Source organism: Planctomycetaceae bacterium (genome assembly GCA_041398825.1).
Lineage (GTDB): Bacteria > Planctomycetota > Planctomycetia > Planctomycetales > Planctomycetaceae > F1-80-MAGs062.
The window spans coordinates 48,603-74,322 of record JAWKTX010000010.1 but is presented as its reverse complement, the minus strand read 5'-3'; the positions used below and the strand labels follow the sequence as shown (position 1 = coordinate 74,322).

Here is a 25,720-nt window from a genome sequence, read left to right as displayed (position 1 = left end):
TCGCTGACCAAACTCTATTCGGGCCCAAACTCCGGATGGATTGTGGAACCCTGAACTTCATTCTGGCAAAGTATTAGTATCGGTAGTGCTCTGGTTTGTACGGCCCACCAACCGGAACTCCAATGTATTCCGCCTGGTCCTGCGAAAGCACCTCCAGTTTGGCACCCAGTTTCGCAAGATGCAGTCGGGCTACTTCTTCGTCAAGTTCCTTCGGAAGCATGTGAACACCGATATCGAACTTCTCGGTCTCGGTCCAGAGTGCAATTTGGGCCATCACCTGATTGGTGAAGCTATTGCTCATAACGAAAGATGGATGGCCTGTTGCACAACCGAGGTTGACGAGGCGTCCTTCGGCCAGAACGATGATCGCGCGGCCGTCCGGATAGACGTATTTGTCAACCGGGCCACCTTCGTCACTGTGTTTCTTGATGTTAATTCGGTTGATATCTTTGCGATTTTTCAGGTAGGCGACCTGAATCTCTGAGTCAAAGTGTCCGATGTTGCACACGATTGCCTGGTGCTTCATCTTGTCCATGTGATGACCACAGATCACGTCTTTGTTGCCGGTCGTCGTCACAAAGATATCCCCCATGGCCGCTGCTTCGTCCATGGTGGTGACCTGAAAACCTTCCATCAGAGCCTGCAGGGCACAGATTGGATCGATTTCGGTGACGACGACGCGGGCACCCAGTCCTCGCATCGCGTCAGCACAGCCCTTGCCAACATCGCCGTATCCGCAGATGACAACGACCTTGCCGGCAACCATCACGTCGGTGGCCCGCTTGATCCCGTCGGCGAGTGATTCGCGGCAGCCGTAGAGATTGTCGAATTTGCTCTTGGTAACTGAGTCGTTGACGTTGATCGCCGGAACGCCGAGTTTACCTTCTTTCAGCATTTGATGGAGGCGGTGGACGCCGGTCGTGGTTTCTTCCGACAGTCCTCGAATGTCCTTCAACAATTCCGGGTATTTGTTGTGGACCATGACCGTCAGATCGCCGCCGTCATCCAGAATCATGTTCAGAGGCTGGCCATCCGGGAATACGAGCGTCTGCTCAATGCACCAGTCAAATTCTTCTTCGGACATGCCCTTCCACGCGTAGACGGGGATACCTGCCGCTGCAATCGCAGCTGCTGCATGGTCCTGCGTGGAGAAAATGTTGCAGCTTGACCATGTCACTTCAGCTCCCAGCGCTTTCAGTGTTTCGATCAGTACAGCGGTCTGGATGGTCATGTGCAGGCAGCCCGCAATTCTCGCCCCTTTCAGCGGTTGAGACGGGCCGTATTTTTCTCGCAGCGCCATCAGTCCGGGCATCTCGACTTCAGCGATCTCAATTTCCTTGCGACCAAGTTCGGCAAGGTTGATGTCAGCGACCTTGTATGGCAAAGAGGATACAGCGACCATGAAACTTCTCACTTCTCAAAACGAAGGCACAAGGGAACTAGTAAAGGGCATCCCAGGCTGTGATGTGCTGCGCTTACGGCGTCAGGCACGAGCTTTCCGAGCAGGCAGAAAGCCACTCACCGAACGCCGGGCAGTCTAAGGGGACCAAGTCTGAAATCATTCCAGCGCTGGTCCGAGCAGTTGGACAGGCCGTACCCCGTGGGACGTTTGGCTGGATAACCCAGAATCTCAGGAAAACTAAGAGAATCCTGCCCCGGAAGCAATATGCATCGAGCCGAACACCGGCAAATTCGCCACAACAAGGCGTTTGTTCTCGACCATTGAATAACTGCTGCAGGCGTGACTGCCAGTCCGTTGAAAAATCGGGACAGGCACGCTGGACGGCGGTAAACCGTCGTGGTTTCAGGTCTGCTGTTCGAGCCAGCCCCGTCTTTCAACAGGCTGTTAGGGCGTAATCAGCTCGCTTTCGGCGTTTTGACGGATGCGTTTCAGCTTCATATCGGTCTGGCGGGTCTGAAGCAGTCGGAATTCAGAGCGTGGCGAGGTGGTTTCCTTGGTTTCAGTGGTAATGGAAACGACCCAGCGGGCCAGACCGAACGGAATCTCGGAGCTGACCCAGTACTCGCCGGTGTTGGTTGAGCGACTTTCAGGTCGTTCCATGACTTGAACGCCTTTCATGTGTTTTGCGGTCACAGAAAGACCCTGTGCCAGAACTTCAGGGACGTCAGCATTTGCAACAACCTCTGGCGAATCGTAGTTCGTTAACAGAGAGATCGTCGGATAGATCACCAGACCGGGAGATCGAATCTCTTTGATTTCATTCTCACCCAGCCGCCGAAACCCCTTGACGATTGGCAGTACATCGTTGGGAATGCCGTCTGAATCCTGACGGTCGGGCATGATCCGGCTTTCGGGAACGAGAACCTTATAGATTCGAGCTCCTACCGGACCGGGATCGATCCCGGCAGCTTCGGATTTTCCGGTAATGACTTTGATTTCAATCCAGCGACACGGCTGTACGGTTCCCTTGTACTCGGCCTCTTCGCGTCCGACAGACTTGATACTCAATTCACTGGTCCAGACCAGTGGATTGTTATCTTCGGGGCCTGCGGACAGGGTGATGTTCCCTTCGTATTCGACGGCCGTCCCGTCGTCTGGCAGATTGAATAGCAATCCCTGCGCATGTGCAGAAGACGGGACAAGGGCTAACGATGCCAGAAACAGGCTGGAAACCCATCGATTCAATAGCTGCATAACTAGAACACCCTCAACTGGGCTGTGCCTACGAGAATCATCAATCCCCGCCACCATTATCTTTGGACAATGGCAACGGAGAATTTGTGTCATGAGATACCCTGATCGACAGGAGGGGCACCCAATGTGCCACAGTTTGTCAGAGAAAACCGGTTTGAAGCAAGTGGAAACGGTGTATACCCGGCAAACCGGGGACATCAATTCGCCGGGAAAGTCGAATTACGCGGGTATTCGGCTCAAAAACAGCGACTGGGGCTCCTGAAGGGCTTCATTATTCGGACTTTTCACGACGACTGGCAAAGTGTTGTTCCAGCAGCCGGGGCAGGGTGGTACCTCGAGCATTAAGTGACAGCACCTTACCGTTTTCGTCCACCAGAACAGCTGTGGGAATGGCGCTGATGCCGTAGAACTCTGCAAGGGAGTCGTCGCCCTCATCCATAATGTTCTCCCAGGAAATGCCTTTTTCTTTGACGCACTTGTCAAAAGCATCACGAGAACGATCGAGGTTGACGCCGACGATCGTGAACCCGTCCTGGCCGTATTCCTCCAGGCATGCTTTCATGTTCGGCAGTTCTGCGAGGCATGGGCCGCACCAACTGGCCCAAAAATCAATCAGCACGGTCTTCCCCCGATACTTCTCCCAGTCGAAGTCGCTGCCATCAGCAAGAACGCCTCGAACCTCCATGAAGTTGCCGGGAAGCCCGGCCATCCGGGCCGCTGCAAAGAAACGATCGGAGAACATTGCGACGGCCGGATTGTCGCTGTCCTGCAATTTTCTTCCCATGAACTCCAGGAGTTTGACTGCCGATTGAGAATCGCCTGAAGCGGAAAGAGATCGGCCGAGTTTGTGTGCCAGGGCCATCACAGCCTGATCAGGTCCGAATCGTTCGACGTACGCGGCCACCTGGTCAATGGCCGCCGCTCGAGAATCCACACCCAGACGCAGCATGTTGCCAGTCGCGTTTTCAAGGCGTGCGAATGCCGGAATGCGAGCGACCGCCGTCCTGGGGTCGGCATCCATGCGAGCTTCCAGTTGTGATTTCTTCTTTTGCATTTCTTCTGAAGCACGTTCGCCCATCGCCTGGAGCGCGCCATAGGCATTCTCCAGGGCGAAGACTTCGTCCGATTCAGAAGGCGACTGTCCCAGAATTCGTTCAGCCGCTTCGACGACTGATCTCAAACGCCGAATGTTGTTGCTCAGTCGCTCATCGACGGACTTGCCGGTAACTCTCATTTGAGCCATTCGGGCAATATGTTTCTTCAATGCAGGGGTATCGCCATCCGGGACCGCATACGGGTCGGGCTCGACTTTCTGCGATGGTGCCGGTTTCTCATCTGGCACCGGCATGGTGACAACGGTTGTGGTGATCCCGGAACTGGTCAACACAGCAGACACCGACTTCAGGGCAATCGTTGGGGGAGAGTTGGAAGCTGCAGCGCTCAAAGAGTCTGTCACAGGTCCAGACGTTGCTGCAACTGCTGCTAACAGGACGAACAGACAATGTGCAGCAGCCTCACGTACAGATCGTGGCTTTGATCGAGGCGTGAAAGCCATGAGAAATGCTCCGCAGGTGATATCGATCCAGTGCGGGATTTGATGGGTCTGTAACTGGCAAGACCACCCGCAACGCGGAGCATAGTTGGCAATCGAAGTTTTCAGAATAGCATACTGGTTCGTCTGGTGTTCGATTCCAACTTCCTCGATCACCAGTCGGGCCTTATTGCCCATTCCCAAAGTCTTCACCGGCAGAATGCCGTTCTTCAACGGATTCGTAGAGTTCTGCAAGCGGGATCATCAGTTGTTCCAGTTGCTCGAAGTAGCTTTCTTCCGAAAGCTCCTTCTTTTTCCCGCGAAGGATCTCGAGCTGCGATTCAAGTGAGTCTCGTTTTTCACGTTCGTCAGCCGTCAGCCGCTTTTCTTCTTCGCTTCGCACCAGGTGCCAGCGAGCGGCCAGTCTTCCATCAGTCAGGTCGGGCTGCTCGACGTCGCCATTCGGGCGAAGGCCTTCGAACAATTCTGAACGGACTCCGCGGGCATCGCCGTTGTCGTCCAGAAGCGAATGTTCCGTGGCCAAACGGCCTTCGGATTCATAGAACGATGCCGTTTGCCGCGACGCAAACAACCATGCTTCCAGGAGAGACGTTTGCCCATCGCGATCGATGTCTGCTTCGAGCCCGACGATTGCCTGCGACATGGCATCACCGAAGTGGCTGAACTGAATCTGACTGGCATCTTTTGTTGCAGAAATGACGACACGGTCATTTCCACTCAACGTGTTCAAGAACGGTGAACTGGACGAAAAACAGTTGATGACAGCAACGGGCCGTTGAGTCGTTTGTAGCCACTCAGACATCTGGCGGTCACTCACATCAGCGCCACGCAGGTTGAACATTGCCGTGCGGGAATCGAATGTTCCGTGCCCAATCAGCACAATCCAAAGTGGCTCAGGTGTCTGCTTCTGTCCCAGTGAAATGATGGTGTTCTTGAGTTTGTCGGCATCCGACGGTTCTTCTTCAGTGGCCACTCTGTCGGTGTCCACTTCACCGATGGCAATGAGACTGGCATCACCGGCAGTGGCAGCCTGCTTCCAGCGATCGGCCCAGCGTCGAAACTGTTCTCCATATTCCGCGGCTCCGTCAGCCCCGATGACGACGATCACATCCTGACTAACTGCTTCCGTCGCTGACTTTTCTTCGTCGGCGGAAGTCAGGGGTGTCAGTATCGCAACGAGCAGCAGGAACCCCAACAGAACGCTGCTGAATCCTTTGGGCTTGCATGAACTCCGGACGAAGTGGTGATTCGTGGATGCAGGAGACAATGGATTGGGTTGCATACAGATTCTCTCACAGCCAGACGTATTCGTTGAGCCAGGCTTATCGCCCTTCGCAGCGTCGTTTGTACATAGGCGCATCCTGTGACGGTAACGCGTTCTGGCTGTGCAACGCAATCCATTGGAGGTCATGACACAGCGAATAGACAATTCCGGGATTTCACGAAGGTCGTCTGAGTGGGTCGACACCACAATCATCAGCGCAGGGCCGCCGCAGGAATGCAATCAATGAAATTCACGTCTGCCCGACGGCCTGCAATCGATGGTAAACGCATTTTTTAATGCGGTATCAGGTACTGGATCGGTTGACCCTGCACCACAATGATCGAGGTGTCCGCTGTTGAAGGCTGGGTTTGTTGTTTTGTTCCATCGGGCCATTGAATTTCGGCGACAAGATCTGTGTCGTCGGCAGGAACCGAAAACTCACACTCCATTTCAGAAGTCGACAGGTAAGAACCGCCGCCAATGATGTAAGTACTTTGTGTTTCCCGAGAAGTCTTTAGGGTCACATGTGCGCCAATGGCATCACGGTTACATCGCCTGCCACGCAGGCGAATTCGGATGGGCTTCCTCGCAACAGGTGTCTTGTTCAGAAGGATCTGTGCGGGCTGGTTTAACTGACTGAAGACAAGGTCCATTCGACCGTCGCGATCGAGGTCCGCGGCGGCCAGCCCACGTGACACATAGGCTTTTGAAAAGAATGAATTGTCACTGGTTGTGACGCGCTGGAAGCTGGTGTGGTTGATGTTTTCGAGCAATACAGACTGCTGCGCGAAGGGGGCCTTGTTTGGGTAGTAGATGACATGTCCATTCGCGACGGCGATATCATGATCGCCATCACTGTCGAAATCCCGAGCTACTGTGCCGAAGCCGACGAACAGACCACCCAATGATGTGATCCCCGTGTTTCGGCTGACGTGCAGAAAATTACCATGGCCAACATTGTGGTACAGGCCGAAGGATTCCTGTTCGAAGTTTGTTACCCAAAGGTCTCCCTTTTGATCATGGTCGAAATCAAAGAAATCAAGGCCCATGCTCCCGTTGGGTCTGCCCTCGGAATCGACCGCTCCACCGCTCAGCAGTCCGCTTTCCTGCAGGTGTCCGTCACCATCGTTCAGATACAGGAAATTATTGGTGGTGTCGTTGGCAACATAAACATCCAGATCCCGGTCGCTATCGAAGTCGGCGAGCAGCACTCCCAGTCCTTTTCCCTCGGGCTTTAGCCCCCACGCTTCTGTGGTATCGGCAAACAAGTCGTTTGCCTGGCTTTGATAGACGACGTCATTGAGTCCATCAAATCGTCTCGGGGGACAGACGTCTTTTTCATGCTCAACAGAAGCACTGGGGCAGTCCGGATTATTTTCCAGTGACCAGTCGGTGTAATGTGCAATGTACAGGTCGAGAGATCCGTCACGATCCAGATCTCCCCAGCCAGCACTGGAACTCCATGCGGTGTCGCGAAGGCCGTTGTTCGAAGTCTGGAGCAGAAATGTTCCGTCGCCGGTGTTCATCCACAAGTCAACTCCTCCAAATCCGGTAACCAGGAAGTCCTGGAATCCATCATTGTTGAAGTCCGCGGCCGAAATGCCATGCGAATATCGTCTGGACAGATCCATCGCGGCTGGCCCTGTGACGTCACGCATTTTTCCACCACGCTCATTTCGCCAGCAATTCAGCGGCAGCCCGTGGATGGAAGCGTTGGGAGTGGCTGTCAGAATCCCGCCGCCGGGGAAAACGATGTCCGGCCAGTCATCTGCATCGATGTCCACGATGCCCACGCCACCACCCAGTGATTCTACAATTGCATACAGCCCCGCCTCACGGCCATTTTGGTAGACCGAATCGACTGCCATCGCTTCGGTCGCATTTTCGAACGCAATCGGGCTGGCAGAAACCTTGTCGCCGAGTGTTGGTGCAGTGTTCGATTCTTCTTTGCAACCTGCCAGAACCGAAGCGAGCAGTAACAAGAGGGTGATTTGCCAAAGTGATGTCCGGGTCGCGCCGAGAATGTCACTGCCGGCCGTATCTTCAGAGAGCGGCTTCATTGCTGAGCCTCGTCGGTTTTTTTTCCGGACTCGATCGTGTCACTGGAGTCGGGTGCCAGGGATTGTAATTGCCTGCGATAGTTGGACGCCTGTTGCTCCCGAAACTCCGGGTTGAGTTCTTCCCAGTCGGTGTACAGCCTGATCAGGAGTTCCAGCGCTCGTGGGTTTTCATGATCATGCGACAGCGCGCTCAGGAGCCAGAATTCGGAGGTCTTGAATGAACCGTGGTTGAGATAGATCTCTCCGATCTGGATTCGTTCGGGTACCTGCGGCCTGGTCGGATCAATGGAATCCACAATGCGATCGGCTCGGGTGAGCTCTTCCCGTGCCGCACTCACGCTGGCAATTTCTGCGAGGCCTTCTTCTACCCGACCTGTTTCACGAAGAGCAATTCCACGTGAATAGCGAACGTCCAGATCGCGGGGATTCGCATCCAGAGCCATGGTCAAGTAGTTGATGGCTTCCTCCGCCTCACCGGTACTGACCAGAAGGCTGCCCAGCTCTGCACAATCGGGGCGTCCTTCGATCGTTTCCGACACCCGTTCGTAGGCTGTTCGCAGCTCTTCGAGTGGTAATGAGACCACGTTGTCGAGGATCTGCTTTGCCTGATCGATCTCGCCCAGTTGGCGCAGGCACTTCGCTTCACCGATCCGAGCTGCGGCACGGTGTTTCATGGGAAGACAGATGCGGAAACAATCGAGCGCTTCTGCAGGATGGTTGTTCTCCAGCAGCAGGCGACCCAGGGCAAATGCAGAGGGGTAATGATCAGGCACGCGATCCAGGGCCAGCCGGTACTCCTGTTCGGCAACAGCCTGATTACTCAAGTGGTCCTGAACCCGGCCATTGGCATAGTGGGGACGGGGATCTTCCGGAAAGCTTTGTTTCCACTCGTGAATCAGAACAAAGGCCTGCTGGAGATCGTTCGCCACCAGGAAGCCGTTCGCGAACGCACAGCAAACTTCGTCGGTGTCAATATCCTGTGCAATCAGTAAATCGGCAAGTTGCCCCATGAGTGCCGGAGATTGTCCCGCAGCCGCGGCGGCCAGAATGTTCTCTTTTTCCGCTCGGTCAGGCGATCCACCCTGATCGATAAACGATCGCAGGTAATCCGTGAACAATTCGGCATCGCCTTTTTTCCTGGCGATTCTGGCCCGCAGCAGACTTGTACGTGGATTCTGGTCCAGACACATTTCGGACAGATCCAGCCACCATTCTGCATCGTCAAGATGATCGATTTTCAGGCATCGATCGGCTTTTCGATTGGGGTATGCAGATAACGCGTCCTGGTACCAGGCTGTTGCAATCGCTGCCAGCAAAACCCCACAGGCAATGCGTCGACGGCGTTGCCAGAACCAACGCGGCACTGTGCACCTCCAAATACGACTCCGGGTGAGCTGGATTGCACCATCGATCAGTTTCGCTTCATGAATGAACGCGATCAGGAGCAACTGCCTATGGGCAAGCTGCTCCTGTCTGTGATCGCAATGCAATGACTGGTCATGATGAGAGATGACCAGATGGTTTCATTCAGAATCAAAGCCCGTTGATCAGTTCCTGAGCCTTTGCCTTGATCTTGGCAGGATCACTCATGCCAGCCAGTTCATCCAGCCCTTTTTGCAGTGCCTCTTTCTTCGCTGCGTCTTCCAGTTTCCCGGATGCTGTACGAAGGTCTTCGACACTGCTGGAAACCTGACCGGATGACGCAATTTCCTGAAGGCCAGCTTTAATGTCATCGGCGGCAGACTTGGTCTGCACCGGAACGGACTCCACTGATGGTCCGCAGCCGACAGCTACGGGAAGGAGCAGAGCAGCAATCATCGCAAATCGAGAAAAGAACATGTTTGATTCCTGAGTGATTTTGTTGGGATCGATTCCCGGGATCCTATGAAAAAGTCCGTCAGGCCAAACAGCCTGACGGACCCTGTGGTGCAATCAATGGAAAGAATCAGAATTCGCCCAAAGTTTCTCCACCGTTTGAGCTACCCAGACCCTGGAACAGGTTGAAGTCGATGTTTTCGGAGATGAATCGAACGGATCCATCTGCCAGGCACACCTGAGTTCCGCCGGTGTGGTAGCTTCGAGACGCCCAAACGCCCCGTGCATCACCTTCGCCGCATCCGCTGCACTCATGGCAGTTTGGATACTTCCAGTTTGGTGGGACGATGGTGTTGACACCGGTGTCATCCATCATGGGTGAAGACCATGACCAGCCCGAAGTGCTTCGATGGTCACCGGTTCCACCAAGGCAGGTGTTTCCGTAGGTTTCCATTTGGGCAACCGTTGGCTTGACAGGATTCAACGCGGCCACAGATTGATTTCGGACGTAATCACCCTTCTTCAGGGTGAATACACCGTTGTCGCCATCACCCTTCACGATTTCTGCGAATGCGATGGTGTTTGATGTACCGTCTTTGATGTCTCGCATCGCCATTGAATAGCGGCGATGAACAAATCCCACAGCTCGGGCCAGATTTGCTTCCCAACCCAGATTCGGACCTGTGCTGACGCCGTAGTTATTGCCACCGTCGCCGTTGGTAATAATGCCTGGGTCAGAAGGGCAAAGGAAGGCGGGGATCTTGGTCTTGCCAAGGTCGCGATTGATATTTCCGCCCTGATTCGCGTCCCAGAAACGATTCAGATCGTACTGGTTGTAGATGTTTGCCTGCTCAATGAATGGCAGCAACATCGTGTGAACGCTGTTCCCACGCCATTCAGAACCCCAGTTTCCTGCGGCACCGGTAGATTCGGTACCAAAGGTCAGCTGTGGGAACTTGTTGTGCGTGTCATGATAGTTGTGAATGGCCAATCCCATTTGTTTGAGATTGTTTTTGCACTGAGTTCTTCGTGCTGCTTCGCGTGCCTGCTGAACAGCAGGAAGAAGAAGTGCGATCAGAATCGCGATGATAGCAATGACGACCAGCAGCTCGATGAGCGTGAACCCAGCCTTCGACAAACGTGTTTTCTTCATTTGAACTCCTTGAGAAAAACGAGAACAAGAACGACAAAGGGAAGTCCCGGAAACGGTTCATCGGACTTCCCATACACAGTATTTACATTTCTTCACATTCAAGTCAATTGTCGCGTGTCACATCGGGGTCCGTATTCACAGGAAACCAAATAATCCCCGGTCCTACCCGCATTGCGTGTGATCGACTGTTTAGTGTGCGACCCCGTGCACTTCCGCCGGAGTCCTGAACAATGCGGGTTAATGTGTGCAATTGCTTCGAGGCATTTCGACTACAGACGTCAGCGCACTTGAAATCCAACCATCAGATCGCCGGATCAGCGGTCGACCGGAGATTCGCCCAAGCGAATGGGCGTCCCTGGTGGTGTATTTTTAAACACTTATTTCTTTGTAATCCAGGCAAATGTGGCCGCGTTGCTTTTCGTCCGCCGAGGGGTAATCACTGCGGGCATGGACGCCGCGGCTTTCTCTTCGTTCCAGTGCGGCAGCCGCCATAATACGGCCGACAAGCATCATGTTTTGAAGTTCCCAGCCGGCGGGTTCATTCAGGTCCCGGCGGCAAACGTAGTTTGCCCAGAAATCCAGTTGCTGTCGGGCAGAGATCAGATCCTGTTCGTTGCGGCTGATTCCTACGCTTCTCCACATCAGACTTCGCAATGCGTTTCGCAGGTCGGTCAGGTCAAGTTGTTCATCATCAACCGGGCGTGGCGGATGTTCCTCGCGTTCAATGCGGGGGGCTGTGAACTGGTCGGGTTGCTGGAGAGCGGCGATTCCGGCGTTCTGACCACATCGAAGTCCGAAAACGACACCTTCCAGCAGGCTGTTACTTGCCAGGCGATTGGCGCCATGCAGACCTGTTGACGTGACTTCGCCCGCGGCCCAAAGTCCCGGGAGTGTGGTTTGACCATCTTCGTCGGTGGTTACGCCGCCAACCATGTAATGTGCCCCCGGGCGAACAGGGACGCGGTCGGTTGTGAGGTCCAGACCGAAATCTGCGCATACCTTTCGAATATGGGGGAATCGCTTTCGCACGTGATCGGCATCAATGTGAGACAGATCCAGATAGACGCATGGATGAGATGTCTTTGCCATTTGTCTTGTAATCGACTGGCTGACGACGTCGCGTGGCGCGAGTTCAGCTGCTTCGTCGTAATCCGGCATAAAGCGGTGGCCGTTACAATCGACAAGGTGCGCTCCTTCGCCTCGAACGGCCTCCGTAATCAGGTGTCGTGAGCTTCCAGCGATATAAAGCACGGTTGGGTGGAATTGCATGAATTCCATATCGCGCAGTTCGCATCCCGCGCGGTATGCCAGTGCATGTCCGTCGGCGGTGGCGATCTGTGGATTGGTTGTTTCACGGTAGATCGCGCCAGCTCCACCGGTACACAGAATAGTCTGTTTGGCCCAGACGAATGTACGGCCATGGTTGGCATTCCATACCAGCGCGCCGCGGCAGATTCCTTCAGAGGTAAGTAGGTCAATTGTGAATGTTTGTGGCCAGAGGTCGATGTGATCCGCTTCGCCGGCCGTTCTCAGCATCGCCCGCATCACCTCCATGCCAGTTGCATCGCCTAATGCATGTGCGACACGAGGATGACTATGGCCACCTTCGAGCGTCAGAGCCAGCTGCCCGTCCACCTTGTCGAATGCGGCTCCGTAGGAAATCAGTTCTCGAATGCGTTGTGGTGCTTCCCGAATGACAAGTTCGACAACATCCTGATGGCACAGTCCTTTGCCGGCATTCATGGTGTCGTTGACGTGTGCGGCAAAATCGTCCAGTGGATCCAGAACCCCTGCAATTCCTCCCTGAGCATAAGTGCTGTTGGAATGCTGCAAAGTATCTTTGGTGACGACGACGGTTCTCAACGAAGGATCCACAGCCAGCGCGGCACGAATGCCCGCGATGCCACCACCAATGACAAGCACGTCCGTGAACAGGTGCGGCACTCGCTTGAGGTCGAATGGCACAAGATAGCGTCGAATGGTAGGGACGTGGATCCGCGATGATTTCATCGAAAAGGCCCTTGGTGTCTTCGGAGGTCCATACAGAACCGGAAAACGCGAGATTGTGGCGACAAATCGTCGCAAAACAAACGCCACCGCCCACGGGCTGCTGGAGAACATGAGATTCGAGGATAGACTGGCCATTCAAGAAACTTAACCACGCTGTAGATTTCCCCGTTGGCGAAAAACTTATGACTCCACTACCCGTTACCATCCTGTCCGGCTTCGTTGGAGCTGGACGAACAACAGTTCTGAATCATCTGCTGGCGAGTCAGCCTGACCTGAAGATTGCCATCATCGTTAACAGCGCGGTGGGGGAAGAACAGTCCGCAGCCACTGAATCTCATATCAATGTCTCGGAAGCTCAGGAACATCTGGTCGAGCTTTCCAGCGGCTGCATCTGCTGTACGCTGCGTGAAGATCTTCTGCAGGAGATTGTGACGATTGCTCAGGATGGCTCGTGGGACTATCTGCTGATTGAGTCGAGTGGCGTTTCTGAACCCATTCCGATTGCGGAAACCTTTGCGTTTGTCGATGACGCTGGCGACGCCCTCAGCGAGATTGTTCGACTCGATACCCTGGTCACTGTTGTCGATGCGCAGAAGTTCATGGAAGACTACATGTCGACAGAAGAACTGGCCGATCGAAACCTTGGCGCCGGAGAAGATTCTGATGATCGCGATATCTCTCTTCTGCTGGCGGATCAGGTGGAGTTTGCCAACGTTGTTGTCATCAATAAATGCGATCTGGTCGCAGCCGATCAGCTTGCTGCCCTGAAGTCGCTTGTGCAGCGAATGAACCCCGAAGCACTTGTCATTGAGTCCCGCTTTGGGCATGTGGACCCTTCTCTGGTCATGAATACCAATCGATACAGTCTCGAATGGGCAGGGCAGGCTGTTGAAGGTTCCGGCTCTGCTCTGGAAGGTGAAGCGGCGGCGACACCGGAGAATGGGATCAGTGGTTTCGTGTTTGAAGCGCGTCGCCCCTTTCACCCTCAACGCTTCTTCGATTTCTGGATGAACGACGAATGCGTGAACGCCATCCTCAGATCTCGCGGTTATTTCTGGCTCGCAACTCGCAATTCTCTCGCCGGTTACTGGTCGCAGGCCGGACAGGTGTTGAGTGCTGAGCCCGGTGGAGAATGGTGGGCCGAAGCGCCGAAAGAAGAATGGCCCACCGACGAACCGGAAATGATCTCGCAGATCGAATCCGTCTGGCAGGAGCCCTATGGCGATCGCCGGCAGGAACTGGTCTTCATCGGCCAGGAGATGGAGATCAATTCCGTCCGAGCTGCCCTGGAGGCATGTCTGCTCACGGATGAAGAGTACGGTCAGGGACCGGATGGCTGGGCCGATTACGAAGATCCTTTTGAATCGTGGGATCAGGATTTTGAAGACCACGAGCACGATCATGATCATGATTGTGATCACGACCACGATCACTAACGGCATTCGCTCACAGCCTGTTGAAATCCCGGACCGGCTCGAGCAGGAGACCTTAAAACACCACGGTTTTCAGTCGTCTCGCGTGCCTGTCCCGGTTTTTCAACGGACAGCGAACGCCATGTCCGGGACATCGTGTCGAAGACGATCGGCAGATGGGTGCCTGCCGGAATGCCAGCAGGATCTATTCCGGATGCACGTCCGGGAGTGGTTCCGGTTGAATCAATGGACGTCGTTGTTTGTATTTGTCGGGAGAATTGATGTGGGGATGTCCGTGTGTCGATTTGCGGCCGTCGCGGCCGCTGCATTCATGGTTTCGCTGGCGGCGACTGCGGAAGAATTGAGACGACCAAATATTGTCATTCTGTACGCAGACGACATGGGTTGGGGCGACCTGGGAATTCAGAATCCGGACTCAAAGATACCCACGCCGCATCTGGACCAGCTGGCTCGCGAAGGCACCCGCTGGACCGATGCTCACAGCTCATCCGGCATCTGCACACCCAGCCGGTATGCATTGCTGCATGGACGCTACCACTGGAGGAAGTTTCACGGAATTGTGAACTCTTTCGACCAGTCGGTGATGGATGCCGATCGTCTGACAATGGCAGAGGTCCTGAAGGGCAAAGGCTACCAAACCGCCTGCATTGGTAAGTGGCATCCGGGCTGGAACTGGGAAGCCTTGCGAGACCCTCAGGCCAGGCCGATCACTGTCGACAAACGGAAAACGGCGTGGATGGCCGACGCCTTCGACTGGACCCGTCCAATTCCTGACGGGCCGCTGGATCACGGGTTCGATTATTACTTTGGCGATGACGTTCCCAATTTTCCTCCGTACGCCTGGATTGAAAATGATCGAATTATCACGCCGCCGACAGTGCAGCTGGAAACGACGGCCGCAACCGCAGAAGGCAGCTGGGAAGCGCGACCCGGGCCGTCCGTGAAGGACTGGGACTTCTGGGCCGTGATGCCTGCTCTGACAACCAAAGCGGTCGACTGGATTCATCAGCAGTCTGCCGATCAGCCGTTCTTTCTGTATTTTCCTTTCACTTCTCCGCATGCACCCATCGTTCCGACAAAGGACTTCGAAGGTAAGTCCCGGGCGAATGGATATGGCGACTTCATGGTTCAGACGGACGACACGGTGGGGCAGGTTCTGGCGGCTTTGAAAGACAAAGGCTTCGATCAGAACACTTTGGTGATCTTCACCGCAGACAACGGACCGGAACGCTATGCCTATGATCGCGTCAGAAATTATCAGCACCGCAGCATGGGACCGCTGCGAGGTTTGAAACGGGATCTGTGGGAAGGCGGCCATCGCGTTCCCTTCATCGTTCGCTGGCCCGGCATGGTGAAGCCGGGGACCGTGAGCGATGGATTGATTAGTCAGATTGATCTTCACGCGACCATTGCTGCGATCGTGGGGGCGACGCTTCCACCGGGAACTGCTGAGGACAGCTACAACCAACTGGAGCTTCTGAAAGGCGGGCCCAGCCAGCGACAAACAATTGTGCACAACACCAATGCCAACGGCTACGCGCTCAGGCATGAGAACTGGGTGCTGATTCAGGCCAGGAGCGGCGGCATTTCTGCTGTTCCCGCCTGGTTCGATATGGCCAACGGCTACACCAGGGAAGCAGGCCCGGCAGCATTGTATGATCTGTCGGCTGACCTGTCCCAAAAGCATGACTTATCCGCACGCCACCCGGAGAAAGTGACTGAACTGCAACAGATGCTGAAGACGCTGCAGAGCAACAGTCAGGTCCGGCGTTAGTCTGAAATATTCGCATGAACTTTGTTTTCCGGATCCACCGATGAGCCGATTCACTTCGACACTGCTGATGGTGTTTGCCTCCTGCGTCAGCCTCGTCATTCCGGCAATCGCAGAAGAAATCATCTCGGTCTCTGATTCCGTCGCAAATCGAATCGATCGGTCTGTCCACGCGCAGATGGAACAGCAAAAGCTGGTTGGTGTTTGCGTTGGTGTTATTCGCAATGGTCGCGTTGTGCTGACTCGGGGCTATGGTTTTGAAGATCGCGAAACCAGCATTCCCATGACGACAGACAGCATGATCCGCTGGGCGTCCATTTCAAAGACTCTGACGGCGGTCGTTGTCGGACAACTGGCAGCCGAAGGGAAACTGAACCTGAACGAAGATGTTCGCAGACTGGTGCCAGAGTTCCCTGATCACGGCGCCGTCATCACGGCTCGCGATCTGTTGTGCCATCAGGGGGGCATTGTTCATTATTCAAACGGGCCTGTTGTCCGCACACCGCGTCAATATGACACTGCTCATCCTTTTATGGATGTTGTACTTGCTCTGGATACTTTCAAGGATTCCCCGCTGGTCAATCGGCCGCGAGAGAAATACTCGTATTCAACCCATGCCTACATCCTGCTGAGCGCTGTCGCTCAGCGGGCTGAATCAAAGCCATTTGCCGATCTTGTCCGCCAGCGGATCTGCAGGCCTTTAAAGTTGACATCGCTGCGTCCTGACTATCAGTGGGAGAACATTCCGCATCGCGCTGTCGGATATCGACTGAATGGTGGTCGGATTGAACGATCGAGCGATACGGATGTCAGCTGGAAGCTTGGCGGTGGTGGGTACATTTCCAATATCAATGACCTGGCCGGATTCGCGGCAGGGCTCATAGACGAGAGCGTTCTTTCGAATCGGTCGAAGTCTGTGATGTGGAAACCACAGGAGACTTCTGATGGCAAATTGACCAGCGCAGGTCTTGGCTTCTTCGTTGATGGCAAAGGAACACAGCTGCGTGTCGCACACAATGGATCTCAGGAGAAAGCGAAAACACGCCTCGTGATTTACCCGAACCGTCGCGACGGAGTTGTCGTGATGTCCAACAGCGAGAATGCTGATCCCGGACGGATTACGACAGCCATCTATCAGGCCCTTTCACAACCATAGCACTGTGTTTACAACCATAGCACAGTGTTTACAACCGGAGCCCAGTGTCCACTCATGCCCGGTGTCCGGAATGCCGCGTGATCCCCGCAAGGGATTCCATGAAAAGAGGGATTGCCTGCTTCGGCACCTATCGCCTCTGACAGGATATTGATTTCAGGGAGAGATCAGTTTCGGCCGGATATCAGCGTCGAATGTGAACTGTGACAGGTGGCGATGTAATACCATTGACTTTCGACTGCAGGTAGAACATGCGACTTTGTTCGGGAACCCAGTTTGCGACAGTGATGAAGATCTCTCTCTCGCTTTGTCCGGGCAGCAGCATCAGTCCATTCAGGCCAATGTTGTCGACGAAAACACCATGTGGCAGATTCCGTCCGGCATCTTCCTTTCCGAATTCCACATTGCCATCAAACCCATTCCGCACGACTCGAAGCAGGGCTCGTGTGGTTTGTCCGACGGGCAGGATCAGTTCTGCACTGTGGTCGCCGGACGCCATTCCGCTGGCATCCAATTCGTGAATGGAGACGGTGATTCTGGGTTGGTCGGTCAGCTTCAGTTCGGTCAGACCGCCAATTTCGTGGGAGATTTCCTTCCCATCAATCGTCGCCTTTGCAATGAATCGAACTTTCTGAATTGCTTCATCGCCTGGCTGATTTGCATCATCATTTGCCAGAATTGTCGCAAAGGCCTGAAGTTGCTGAGGTTCTATGCTGGTTGGAAGCGATGTTGAGAATCCTGCTGGCAGATTCTCTACCGACAGGTCAATCGGTCCGTCATAGCCATCAATTCGTGTGGCGGTAAATGAGAGTTCCTGACCTGTTCCCGGTTTGACGTTCACTTTGCCGCCCCCCAAGGCGATGGAGAAGTCGGGTTTTGGAGACCGCAGGGTGAGCTGATAACGAAACTCGTCTCCGGAGAACCCTCGAGCATCCCGAATTCGGACGATGTATGTCGCATCTTCGGGGGCAATGAATGTCAGGCGAGAATCACTGCCCCACATGCGCAACGGGTCGTCATCGTTTTCATAAAATACCGGGAACACCGGCAGACCATTGTCGACAACAGGCCTTCCAGGGCGAATGGGTTCAACAATAAACGCGGGTGCCTGAAGGGCGTGTGATGTGGGTGTTGTCCCGAAGTATGTGTAGCGTTTTCCGAATCCCGGATAGACTTTGAAACCGGAATCCGGCCCTCGTGGGTAAAGCCACAGTTTGACGACCTCTCCATCCGAAAACAGATACTGGTTCAGTTCCATTTCCCGCCAGTTAAACATTCGGAAATCGTCACTTGTGTCTGAGTCCTTTCCGCGGAAGGTGAAGTAGGAGTCGCGAACCGCCTGAAGTTGTGCCTGCAGAATTCGATCACCATTTGCTGTCAGGACTTCGATATGTGAATCCAGTGGTGATTTGTCCTGCGCGGCCCGGACTTCGATTTGAATTTGTTGTCCCCGGACAGCAGCGAATGCATAGTAATCACTGCTGTCGGAATCGGAACCAGCGAGGACTGTGTCCTCCGTTTCCTGTTTTTCCGATGGGGCACTGGGGGAAATGGTTCCAGTGATAACAGCGGGAAAGGCGACCAGTTGCGCTTCTGCGGGTGCATTGTTTGGTTCGGCTTCAGCAACAGTATTCAGCGGTTGGTCAGTAGCGAGCACGATTGCTGACATCTTGTTGCTGCCGGAATCGATGGTTGATGACGTTTCCGTCGGAACTTCCAGAGTTTCGATCTTTCCGGAGATGGTGCCAATGAATGTCTTTGGTTGCGCCGGGTGGAACTTTAATGACGCTGGCAGATCGTTTTGCAGCTGGGTGACGGCGATTTGTGTGAGGCTGTCTGAATTCCAGATCTTGATTGAACCATCTTCGGCTGCTGTTGCCAGGTACAAGCCGTCACCGGAAATACTGATCTGGCTGATCGCAGCTTCATGTGCGAATCTGGCTTCCAGTAACGGATTAATCCGGGGTTCTGTACGACTTACCAGTTGCCACTGACGAATGCGGTTGTCGGCCCCGGCAGCATACAAAAATCGGCCATCAGGGCTGAAGACGCAGGCATATTGTTCCGCCTGGGGTTGGCTTAAAGTATCGAATCGTTCGCCGGTCTCAGCGTTCCATATCTTGATGGTCCCGTCCGCACTGGCACTGGCAAGGATCGAAGTATCGGGACAGAAGGACAAATCAAAGATGGCTCCGTTGTGTCCGGTGAGTGTTCGCAGGATTGTGCCGCTTTGGCCGTCGTGAATCCGGATCAGTCGATCATATCCAGCGGTCGCGATGAGTCGGCCGTCATTTGTTGCTGCAATGCTGTAGACAATGTCTGTATGTCCGCCGAATTCCGTCTGAATGGATCCATCGGGCAAACTGATGCGCAGACCTCGGCCAGAGAACCCCGCAATGCCCGTGGAGATCAGCAGCGAATCGTCGGATTTCGGGTCCGGCTGAGCAGACGTAATTTTCCCTCCCTCGACAGTGACGACTGCTGACGCCTGATTGGAGGAGCCTTCTGATAAGTTGGCGATGTGGACGCTGCGGAATCGTCCCTCAAATCTCTGATGTCCGTTTCGACTGAATGCCAGACTGAAGACCGATGTCTGGTGGCGATTGCCCGTGGGAGAAATCGGAGGCAGAGTCTTCATCAGCAAATGGTCGCCGTCGAATTTTGCTCCCTGATGAAGCCATTGTCGGATCAGTTCGATTTCGGATTCTTCCGGCTGAAGTTCGTCTGCCGGGGGCATATGGTCATCGCCGTCGGATGTCAGAACTGAGAGCAGCAGGCTGTTGGCAGGGTCGTCTCCGGACAGGAGGGGACCATTGTCGCCGCCGGCTTGTATTGCCGCTTTTGTGTGAAGCGAAACGCCTCCTTCGGTTTCAGACGAGTTATGACACCCGAGACAATACCGCTGAAGGATCGGAGCCACTTCCTTTTGATAGGACACGGCAGTCGGCCTGCTTGAGCCAGTTTCATCGACGGCCAGCGCGATGGTGCAGAAATGGAAGAAGAACAAACAGCAGGGGCTGAAAAACGCAGATGCGCGGAGCATGGCAATGTTTCCGGTACGCATGGTTTGGTCTGTGTGATTGGTTTGAAGGACGGCACAAAACGCAGGCAAGCCGTCGGCAGTGAGCCAACTGCTGAAAATGGCGGGGCGATCACTCTAACGGTTATGAAATGTTGTGGCCAACGATCCGGACAACTTCAGATCCGGACCGACCACTGACAAATGCGATCCACAATTTCCTGAAAGCTTGGAGACGGAGGGCAGGAAATGGTGATTTCCTTCTGCGTCCACGGATGAACGAACGATAGTCCGGTTGCCGCCAGCATCAGTCGACTGAGTCCAAATTGCTGCCTGAAGAACCGGTTCTGCGTATTGTCGCCATGCGTCGTATCACCGATGACGGGATGTCCGATTCGGTTAACGTGCCGCCGGATCTGGTGCCAGCGACCGGTTTCCGGATGCAACGTTGCCAGGCTGCAGCGTGTGGTGTCGTAGCGAGTTGATTTGAAGGGCAATTCGTAGCGTGCGTTGGTTACGTATCGAGTGCAGCATTCCTGTTCGGGCAATTCCACATTGGAAATGGGGACGGACTTGTCCGCTGAATTTGGCTGTCGCGGACGAAGCGGAAATTCAATTGTACCGCAGTCGTCACAGTATCCCCGAACCAGTGCGACGTAAGTCTTTTTCACACGCCGTTCGCGAAACATTGCATGCAGTTCAGAAGACGCTTCTTTGGTTTTCCCGAAAAGAACCACACCTGACGTGGCTCGATCCAGGCGATGAATCGTGTAGACGCGTTGCCCGATTGTCTTCCGGACTGTCTGCAGAAGCGGTGTGAGATGGCGATCCCAGCCATCGGTTCGGTGAACAAAGATCCCCGTGGGTTTGTGCACCGCTGCAAGATGCTCGTCTTCGAAAATTACGAAGTCTGGGTGAGATGTGCCGGGCATGGTGTGAAGTTTCCGAAACAGAAATTGAGAAGAACCCAGCGCGAACTACGTCGGGATTGCCTTATTCATTGCGTAATTTTGTAATTGGGGGTGGGTAGGGGTTTCCCTATTTTGCCTGAATCTTGTCCGGTTATGTCCGTTTGCTGCGATGGACTTTCTGTGCAACTTAACGGTTTGCAACCCGTCGTCGACTCTTCAATTCAGGGAAGAAGCAGAGTCCCTCAATCTGTGCTATTGCGGACGCATGCAACCTCATCAAATTGATCCGGATGTCAATTCTGCGCTGATTGATTCGCTGTGCTGGTCCGATTGGACTGCCTGGTGTTTCTTACAGCGAGGTGAGCCCGCGGTACGCCATTGCTCGCGCGGATTCCTGAAACTTTGGTCGATCGAGCTGCCTGAAAAAGCGGTCGCAAACCACTGCCCGCACGTCAGCGAAAAGCAATTCCGGTCCTGCCTGACTCAGGCTGGCGTAGACGCAGATCTGCTGGATGAGATTCGAAAGCATGAGTTCGACGCAGAGGGCAAGTTTGAACTTATCACAAGTACAGGATTACCGATCGACCTTCGCTGGCGGACGGTTCTCGATATCGAAGCGGAAGCTCGGGGGTGGTTGCTGAGGTTTCAGACCGGCTCAACGGAGACAGAAGAACCCGGATTGCCGACTGCGATCACCGGCCGTATTCAGGATGCCCTGATCCGGTTAAAGTCGCTGACGGAACGGGAAAAAGAAGTTCTGGATCTCTTGTTCGAAGGTCGAACAAACAAAGCGATTGCTCTAACGATTCATATCAGTGAAAAGACCGTTGAAAAACACCGCGCGAGAATTATGCAGAAACTGAACGTTTCAAACCCGGCGCAGCTGTTTCGCATTGCTTCGCACGCTTCCCTCGCGCGGTTTGTCGATATTAGTGCCGACTAGGCAGAGCTAGTTGGCTGGCTGGCCCGCTTCGGCTGGCTTCGTGCGTGAGACTGCAGGATTCAGCCGAAAACCGCCAACAGTCGAAGTGTAGGGCTCCGGTTCCGGCAAGTCTGCGGCCTGCATTTCAATCAGCCCCCATCGGGCTGCATGTGGGATCAGGCTTTCGGCAGATTCGACATCGTAGGACTCTTTGAGAACGTCGATCGCTGAATCCGCCTGAATCATGCCCAGGGCTCGGATGCAGGTGTTGCGGACGATGGTCCATTCCGGAGGCATTCCATCGCGATCCCGCGCTCTCGAAATGAGCTTCCCGGACAGACCCGCGTTTCCGGATTTCTCATTCAATAGTCCCAGCGCCCACATGGCCGCTGCTCGTTTCTCAACAACACCGGGTTCAGCCTTGCTGAAACTGTTTTCAAGTCTGGGCTCCACGCTCCTGAGCCTCTGTAATCCCGCAAAGTGGAACAAATGTGTGACCTGGAGCCCGAAGCTTTCACCAGCGGGCATTCCGACCCATTCGCCGGACTTGACCAGGTCATCCTTTCGACTGATAAGTTCCAGGACCTGATCATTCACCCGGTCGTCGGGGTAAAGATGAAGCAGCCATGCCGCAGTGACTGCCACTTCGCTACGGGGATAGTCGACCAGGGGAATGCATCGCTGCGCGTAGGAGGTTCCATGCAGTTGTGCCAGCAACAGCAGGCTTTGCTCCAGACCCTGCCAGTTGGATTCTTCCTTCAGCAGGTTATCTGAAGCCGCATTGACGATGGATGCAAGAAAGTCCTGCGACTTATTGGCAATCAGAACCAGCTGTTCACGAGCTGTATTTCGGACCTCCAGGTGTTCATCTCCGAGCATTTCATTGAGCCACTCGCAGTGTTGCATGGATTCGTATGTCTGCATGCATTCTGCGGCCGTCATACGAATGACTGCGTCATTGTGGTGTCTGCCGGTTTCCAGCAATGACACAAGTCGCTGCGAATCCAGCCTGTAAACCGCAGTCCATGCGGCGGCCGCAACACCATCGTTTGGGTCGATGCAGAATGTTTCCAGAGCCTGAAGAGATTCCGGTTTGTCGATCATCAGCAGATGAACGGCCAGTATCCGTTCCGGAACAGACCCTTTGCCAAGCAGTTGTGCGAGTTCGATGGGCAACAGCGCCGTATTGAGAACAGAGATCGCTTTGGCTGCCGGAAGTCGACGGGCGAATGGTGCCGAGTCGTTCATGACGAGTCCTGCCAGGTCACTGACCGCTTTTGCACGTTCCAGCCGCGGCCAGTCCTTCGCAGGCCAGTCGAATTGATGTGGCTGTGACGAAACGATCGGTCAGTCGTTGTTCCCACATGCCGACAGCTGCCTGGTGTTTCCACCTCGCTAATGCTGGTTCTGCAACGAGTCGACCGGACTCCCCATCAGCTTGAGCGTAGTTCAACAGGATCAGCAGAGTCCTGATCGTCTGCGGCAACCAGTGCCATCGCGCATTGAAGCTGGACAACGGCATCCGGGTTTTCGGTGAGATGCCTGCGAAGAATATCGAATGACCGGGAAATATCTGCGAGTGATTCGCGGGCGAAGGTGGTCAGTCCCACGGCCGCCTGCTCCTGCAGTTCTGAATCCTCACTTTCCCGCAGAACCCGGTCGAAGAGCGGAAGGTGTTCCGGGTGGACCGTTCGATGTTTCGGCGGCGTAAACTCAGGTTCGAGGAACATGCGCATCGGCAATTTGTCGTATCGCGCAATGTGTGGAATCGTCAATGAGCCGGAGAAATTCTGGATGCGTATACAGGTTCAACCGAATCCAGTTTTGCGGTGTCTGCTCGCTGAATCGGTTCGTCGTATGCACGCGGAAGCGTTCAATGCGGTGCGTGAAAGCCCCGGAAACATCAGCCACTGCTACGCGAATAGTTAACGCGGGATGCGAGGTGGCGAGCGTGTCCGGCAACTCTGGGAAGAGGGTCTTGCATGAACGCGGTGCATCAGGAGCTTGTTGAGGTCATTGGTTCTCATTAGTCGGGCTGACTGAGTTTCCAAATGCGAGCGTACAGCACAACGATCAATCCAACGCAAATACCACTCGTCACTTTCCACGCCATCGGGATCAGATCATACGGAACCGGGTGCTCCGAATGGCGTTTAACGCTGCTGCCATGGGGTTGATCGTCAGGCATCGTTCAACAAATGTATGCCGAATGCTGTTGCGGTTCATCCAGATCAGGATCGGACCTGCAAATATAATGATCAATGCGCCGGCGACGCTGGATGTTGCTGCTGCTGTCGCCCGGAAGAACGAACTGACAGTCGCGTCATCAGCATTGAAAGTACGGCTGCAAAAATGAGGCTGATGACAACCTGAGTGACTTGTTCCTGCAGTACCGGCTTGATCAGCATGATGATGGCATACCCAGGCAGCGTTACGCGCAAAGCAGCAGGGCGAGAGAGTGATGCAGACGCTGATCAGCTTTCCGGGCTGAGAATTTAACGGGCCCATCGGGGTGACGCGCAGCAGATTCCATCCGCCTCCTTCAATTTCGCCTGCAATCATGCCACCTGGAGGAGTTCCTGGCGTCATCAGGACAATCAATGAAACTCTGAAGGACGATGATCAGGCCGCCGATTGCTTCGACACCCCAGTCGATGGTACCAAGCGTCGTCGCCAGCGTGAGCAACAAAGACAGGACCGCACAGCCCGCGACAAGTCGAAGCAGCCAGTGCAGCCTCGTAAATTGTCGACTGCGGAATTCCTTGACCATCACGGGATTCAGAAACCACGGGATTCCCGCAGAACGCTTTTGCGGGTCAATCAGAAAAAGACGCGTCGGGCACTGTACGCTCAGACTGATCGTCTGTGATCAGTCCTCGTGATCGGGATCGGTCGAGCAGGGCATGATTCGGCCAGAATCACAATCACGCTTCCGACAACAAAGATGGTTGCAAAAAACAGATACCAAAGCACAACATCGCGTTGTTCGAGCAGGCCGATGCCGGTTAACCGATTCCGATTCCACAATTCGCATCAGTGCCGGAATCGGGGACAGTAATTTGAGCTAATGAAGGCCAACGGCGAATATGCTTTCACCGCCACGCAGAAAGTAATCCGGAAACACGGTGACCACCAGTAGTCCGAATGTCACACCATAACCTCCATCGAAGCCGCAAGCTGGTGGATCGGCACCAGGTACCGACCAGCATTCCGATGACGGTTAACTGCAAACAGACAACCAGCAGAAACAGATAGAGCCGCAGAACATCTTTTGTCAGAGAGGGTCCACCCATCAGATAGCAGTACGACATCGCGGGCAGGGTGGCGGAACATCAGCATCAGCACAAATCCCATCATCGCCGACTTTGCCGAAGTAGATTGCGGGCCGCGAGAGTGGGAGAATTCAGGCAGTAATTCCAGCGTTCTCCGCTGGACTTCCTTCACGAGTGAGGTTGCCGGAAACACGGGATAATCAGGATGCACGCAATCAGCATTGCAAATGTCAGCTATTGAAACACCTGCTTACCGAGCAGACTGTCCTGATCTCGCAACGCTGTTGGTTGGCCATTTCAGAAATAATGACCAACGCAAAGCCAATTGCCACGGTGAGCAGTATGGCCAGGGCTTTCGAACTGCGGAGCAGTGCCAGCAGTTCGCGTTCGATAATCACCACCGCGCTCGCTTACGGACGCTCCTGCCGTCGTTGCTTTCGGTGTCCCGGTTCGTTCGGCATCCGCTTCCCGCGCTGCTGACGTAAACGCTTCTTCCAGGTCACCTGCAACTTCACGGAACTGTGAGATCTGACATCCGTCCCCCACCAGTGTGCGAAGTAACTGGGACAGGCGTCTTCATTGGCTTTGGTGCGGCATCGAATGATGGATTCGGTCTCTGATACGCTGATCTCGACTTCGTCTCCGAGAATCTGTCGGATTCTGGCTGCCGCGTCCGGAGAAGATCCTGCGACGGAAGGAATTGCATCTCAATAGTTTGATTCTGCGATA

The 25,720-nt window shown here is 54.4% G+C and carries 21 protein-coding genes; 5 read left to right on the top strand and 16 right to left on the bottom strand.

What is annotated here, in order from left to right; translation table 11 throughout:
* Positions 1-73: 73 nt before the first annotated feature.
* Complete coding sequence (gene ahcY, locus R3C20_17965; protein ID MEZ6042394.1) at positions 74-1,402, bottom strand: adenosylhomocysteinase; 1,329 nt, start codon at positions 1,400-1,402, stop codon at positions 74-76.
* 444 nt (positions 1,403-1,846) lie between these two features.
* The gene (locus R3C20_17960; protein ID MEZ6042393.1) at positions 1,847-2,656 is read right to left on the bottom strand and encodes a hypothetical protein; all 810 of its coding nucleotides are present in this window, start codon (positions 2,654-2,656) and stop codon (positions 1,847-1,849) included.
* A 91-nt stretch (positions 2,657-2,747) separates the two neighbouring features.
* On the opposite strand from R3C20_17960, the gene R3C20_17955 reads away from it, so the two are divergent.
* On the top strand, positions 2,748-2,918 hold the full coding sequence (locus R3C20_17955) for a hypothetical protein (protein ID MEZ6042392.1): 171 nt from the start codon (positions 2,748-2,750) through the stop codon (positions 2,916-2,918).
* Between the two features lie 9 nt (positions 2,919-2,927).
* Here the strand turns inward: R3C20_17955 and R3C20_17950 are convergent, their stop codons facing one another.
* From R3C20_17950 to nadB, 7 genes are all read right to left on the bottom strand, one after another.
* Positions 2,928-4,421 (bottom strand): TlpA disulfide reductase family protein, encoded by a 1,494-nt coding sequence (locus R3C20_17950; protein ID MEZ6042391.1) that lies wholly within the window; start codon positions 4,419-4,421, stop codon positions 2,928-2,930.
* A complete protein-coding gene (locus tag R3C20_17945) occupies positions 4,375-5,490 on the bottom strand; it encodes a hypothetical protein (protein MEZ6042390.1) in 1,116 nt (371 codons plus the stop codon). The genes R3C20_17950 and R3C20_17945 overlap by 47 nt, the downstream gene beginning before the upstream one ends.
* Positions 5,491-5,765: 275 nt before the next feature.
* Positions 5,766-7,532: a CRTAC1 family protein gene (locus tag R3C20_17940; GenBank protein MEZ6042389.1), complete on the bottom strand. Its 1,767-nt coding sequence runs from the start codon at positions 7,530-7,532 to the stop codon at positions 5,766-5,768.
* Positions 7,529-8,896: a hypothetical protein gene (locus tag R3C20_17935; GenBank protein MEZ6042388.1), complete on the bottom strand. Its 1,368-nt coding sequence runs from the start codon at positions 8,894-8,896 to the stop codon at positions 7,529-7,531. Before R3C20_17935 ends, R3C20_17940 begins: the two co-directional genes overlap by 4 nt.
* A 169-nt stretch (positions 8,897-9,065) precedes the next feature.
* The gene (locus R3C20_17930) at positions 9,066-9,371 is read right to left on the bottom strand and encodes a hypothetical protein (protein ID MEZ6042387.1); all 306 of its coding nucleotides are present in this window, start codon (positions 9,369-9,371) and stop codon (positions 9,066-9,068) included.
* Between the two features lie 106 nt (positions 9,372-9,477).
* A complete protein-coding gene (locus tag R3C20_17925) occupies positions 9,478-10,500 on the bottom strand; it encodes a DUF1559 domain-containing protein (GenBank protein ID MEZ6042386.1) in 1,023 nt (340 codons plus the stop codon).
* Between the two features lie 369 nt (positions 10,501-10,869).
* The gene (nadB, locus tag R3C20_17920) at positions 10,870-12,510 is read right to left on the bottom strand and encodes an L-aspartate oxidase (protein ID MEZ6042385.1); all 1,641 of its coding nucleotides are present in this window, start codon (positions 12,508-12,510) and stop codon (positions 10,870-10,872) included.
* 182 nt (positions 12,511-12,692) lie between these two features.
* Here nadB and R3C20_17915 point away from each other — a divergent pair, with 182 nt between their 5' ends.
* From R3C20_17915 to R3C20_17905, 3 genes are read left to right on the top strand one after another with little or no spacing between them, the layout of a single operon-like run.
* Positions 12,693-13,946, top strand: coding sequence for a GTP-binding protein (locus R3C20_17915; protein ID MEZ6042384.1), 1,254 nt, complete (start codon positions 12,693-12,695; stop codon positions 13,944-13,946).
* On the top strand, positions 13,912-15,717 hold the full coding sequence (locus R3C20_17910) for an arylsulfatase (protein ID MEZ6042383.1): 1,806 nt from the start codon (positions 13,912-13,914) through the stop codon (positions 15,715-15,717). Before R3C20_17915 ends, R3C20_17910 begins: the two co-directional genes overlap by 35 nt.
* Positions 15,718-15,757: 40 nt before the next feature.
* Positions 15,758-16,870, top strand: coding sequence for a serine hydrolase domain-containing protein (locus R3C20_17905; GenBank protein MEZ6042382.1), 1,113 nt, complete (start codon positions 15,758-15,760; stop codon positions 16,868-16,870).
* A gap of 181 nt (positions 16,871-17,051) precedes the next feature.
* Here R3C20_17905 and R3C20_17900 read toward each other — a convergent pair whose 3' ends face one another.
* Complete coding sequence (locus tag R3C20_17900; GenBank protein MEZ6042381.1) at positions 17,052-19,910, bottom strand: c-type cytochrome domain-containing protein; 2,859 nt, start codon at positions 19,908-19,910, stop codon at positions 17,052-17,054.
* Positions 19,911-20,065: 155 nt separating this feature from the next.
* Entirely contained in the window at positions 20,066-20,818 is a 753-nt protein-coding gene (locus R3C20_17895; GenBank protein MEZ6042380.1) for a pseudouridine synthase, read from the bottom strand.
* A 244-nt stretch (positions 20,819-21,062) separates the two neighbouring features.
* Here R3C20_17895 and R3C20_17890 point away from each other — a divergent pair, with 244 nt between their 5' ends.
* Positions 21,063-21,740 (top strand): LuxR C-terminal-related transcriptional regulator, encoded by a 678-nt coding sequence (locus R3C20_17890; GenBank protein ID MEZ6042379.1) that lies wholly within the window; start codon positions 21,063-21,065, stop codon positions 21,738-21,740.
* Between the two features lie 6 nt (positions 21,741-21,746).
* On the opposite strand, the gene R3C20_17885 is transcribed toward R3C20_17890, so the two are convergent.
* The 5 genes from R3C20_17885 to R3C20_17865 all read right to left on the bottom strand — a co-directional run bounded on the left by R3C20_17885 (position 21,747) and on the right by R3C20_17865 (position 25,030).
* A complete protein-coding gene (locus R3C20_17885; GenBank protein ID MEZ6042378.1) occupies positions 21,747-22,967 on the bottom strand; it encodes a hypothetical protein in 1,221 nt (406 codons plus the stop codon).
* A gap of 185 nt (positions 22,968-23,152) precedes the next feature.
* A complete protein-coding gene (locus tag R3C20_17880) occupies positions 23,153-23,449 on the bottom strand; it encodes a hypothetical protein (protein MEZ6042377.1) in 297 nt (98 codons plus the stop codon).
* Between the two features lie 296 nt (positions 23,450-23,745).
* Entirely contained in the window at positions 23,746-23,907 is a 162-nt protein-coding gene (locus R3C20_17875) for a hypothetical protein (protein ID MEZ6042376.1), read from the bottom strand.
* A 70-nt stretch (positions 23,908-23,977) separates the two neighbouring features.
* Positions 23,978-24,127: a hypothetical protein gene (locus R3C20_17870; protein ID MEZ6042375.1), complete on the bottom strand. Its 150-nt coding sequence runs from the start codon at positions 24,125-24,127 to the stop codon at positions 23,978-23,980.
* 684 nt (positions 24,128-24,811) lie between these two features.
* Positions 24,812-25,030, bottom strand: coding sequence for a hypothetical protein (locus tag R3C20_17865; protein MEZ6042374.1), 219 nt, complete (start codon positions 25,028-25,030; stop codon positions 24,812-24,814).
* Positions 25,031-25,720: the final 690 nt, after the last annotated feature.

What these genes read in the sequence shown, in the direction of transcription:
- R3C20_17880 (MEZ6042377.1), bottom strand. Translation starts at nt 23,449, where the DNA reads ATGTTCCTCGAACCTGAGTTTACGCCGCCGAAACATCGAACGGTCCAC.
- R3C20_17870 (MEZ6042375.1), bottom strand. Translation starts at nt 24,127, where the DNA reads ATGCTGATCAAGCCGGTACTGCAGGAACAAGTCACTCAGGTTGTCATC.
- R3C20_17945 (MEZ6042390.1), bottom strand. Translation starts at nt 5,490, where the DNA reads ATGCAACCCAATCCATTGTCTCCTGCATCCACGAATCACCACTTCGTC.
- R3C20_17930 (MEZ6042387.1), bottom strand. Translation starts at nt 9,371, where the DNA reads ATGTTCTTTTCTCGATTTGCGATGATTGCTGCTCTGCTCCTTCCCGTA.
- R3C20_17875 (MEZ6042376.1), bottom strand. Translation starts at nt 23,907, where the DNA reads ATGCCTGACGATCAACCCCATGGCAGCAGCGTTAAACGCCATTCGGAG.
- R3C20_17940 (MEZ6042389.1), bottom strand. Translation starts at nt 7,532, where the DNA reads ATGAAGCCGCTCTCTGAAGATACGGCCGGCAGTGACATTCTCGGCGCG.
- R3C20_17925 (MEZ6042386.1), bottom strand. Translation starts at nt 10,500, where the DNA reads ATGAAGAAAACACGTTTGTCGAAGGCTGGGTTCACGCTCATCGAGCTG.
- R3C20_17890 (MEZ6042379.1), top strand. Translation starts at nt 21,063, where the DNA reads ATGCAACCTCATCAAATTGATCCGGATGTCAATTCTGCGCTGATTGAT.
- R3C20_17865 (MEZ6042374.1), bottom strand. Translation starts at nt 25,030, where the DNA reads ATGTCGTACTGCTATCTGATGGGTGGACCCTCTCTGACAAAAGATGTT.
- ahcY (MEZ6042394.1), bottom strand. Translation starts at nt 1,402, where the DNA reads ATGGTCGCTGTATCCTCTTTGCCATACAAGGTCGCTGACATCAACCTT.
- nadB (MEZ6042385.1), bottom strand. Translation starts at nt 12,510, where the DNA reads ATGAAATCATCGCGGATCCACGTCCCTACCATTCGACGCTATCTTGTG.
- R3C20_17955 (MEZ6042392.1), top strand. Translation starts at nt 2,748, where the DNA reads ATGAGATACCCTGATCGACAGGAGGGGCACCCAATGTGCCACAGTTTG.
- R3C20_17895 (MEZ6042380.1), bottom strand. Translation starts at nt 20,818, where the DNA reads ATGCCCGGCACATCTCACCCAGACTTCGTAATTTTCGAAGACGAGCAT.
- R3C20_17885 (MEZ6042378.1), bottom strand. Translation starts at nt 22,967, where the DNA reads ATGAACGACTCGGCACCATTCGCCCGTCGACTTCCGGCAGCCAAAGCG.
- R3C20_17960 (MEZ6042393.1), bottom strand. Translation starts at nt 2,656, where the DNA reads ATGCAGCTATTGAATCGATGGGTTTCCAGCCTGTTTCTGGCATCGTTA.
- R3C20_17910 (MEZ6042383.1), top strand. Translation starts at nt 13,912, where the DNA reads ATGATCATGATTGTGATCACGACCACGATCACTAACGGCATTCGCTCA.
- R3C20_17905 (MEZ6042382.1), top strand. Translation starts at nt 15,758, where the DNA reads ATGAGCCGATTCACTTCGACACTGCTGATGGTGTTTGCCTCCTGCGTC.
- R3C20_17915 (MEZ6042384.1), top strand. Translation starts at nt 12,693, where the DNA reads ATGACTCCACTACCCGTTACCATCCTGTCCGGCTTCGTTGGAGCTGGA.
- R3C20_17900 (MEZ6042381.1), bottom strand. Translation starts at nt 19,910, where the DNA reads ATGCTCCGCGCATCTGCGTTTTTCAGCCCCTGCTGTTTGTTCTTCTTC.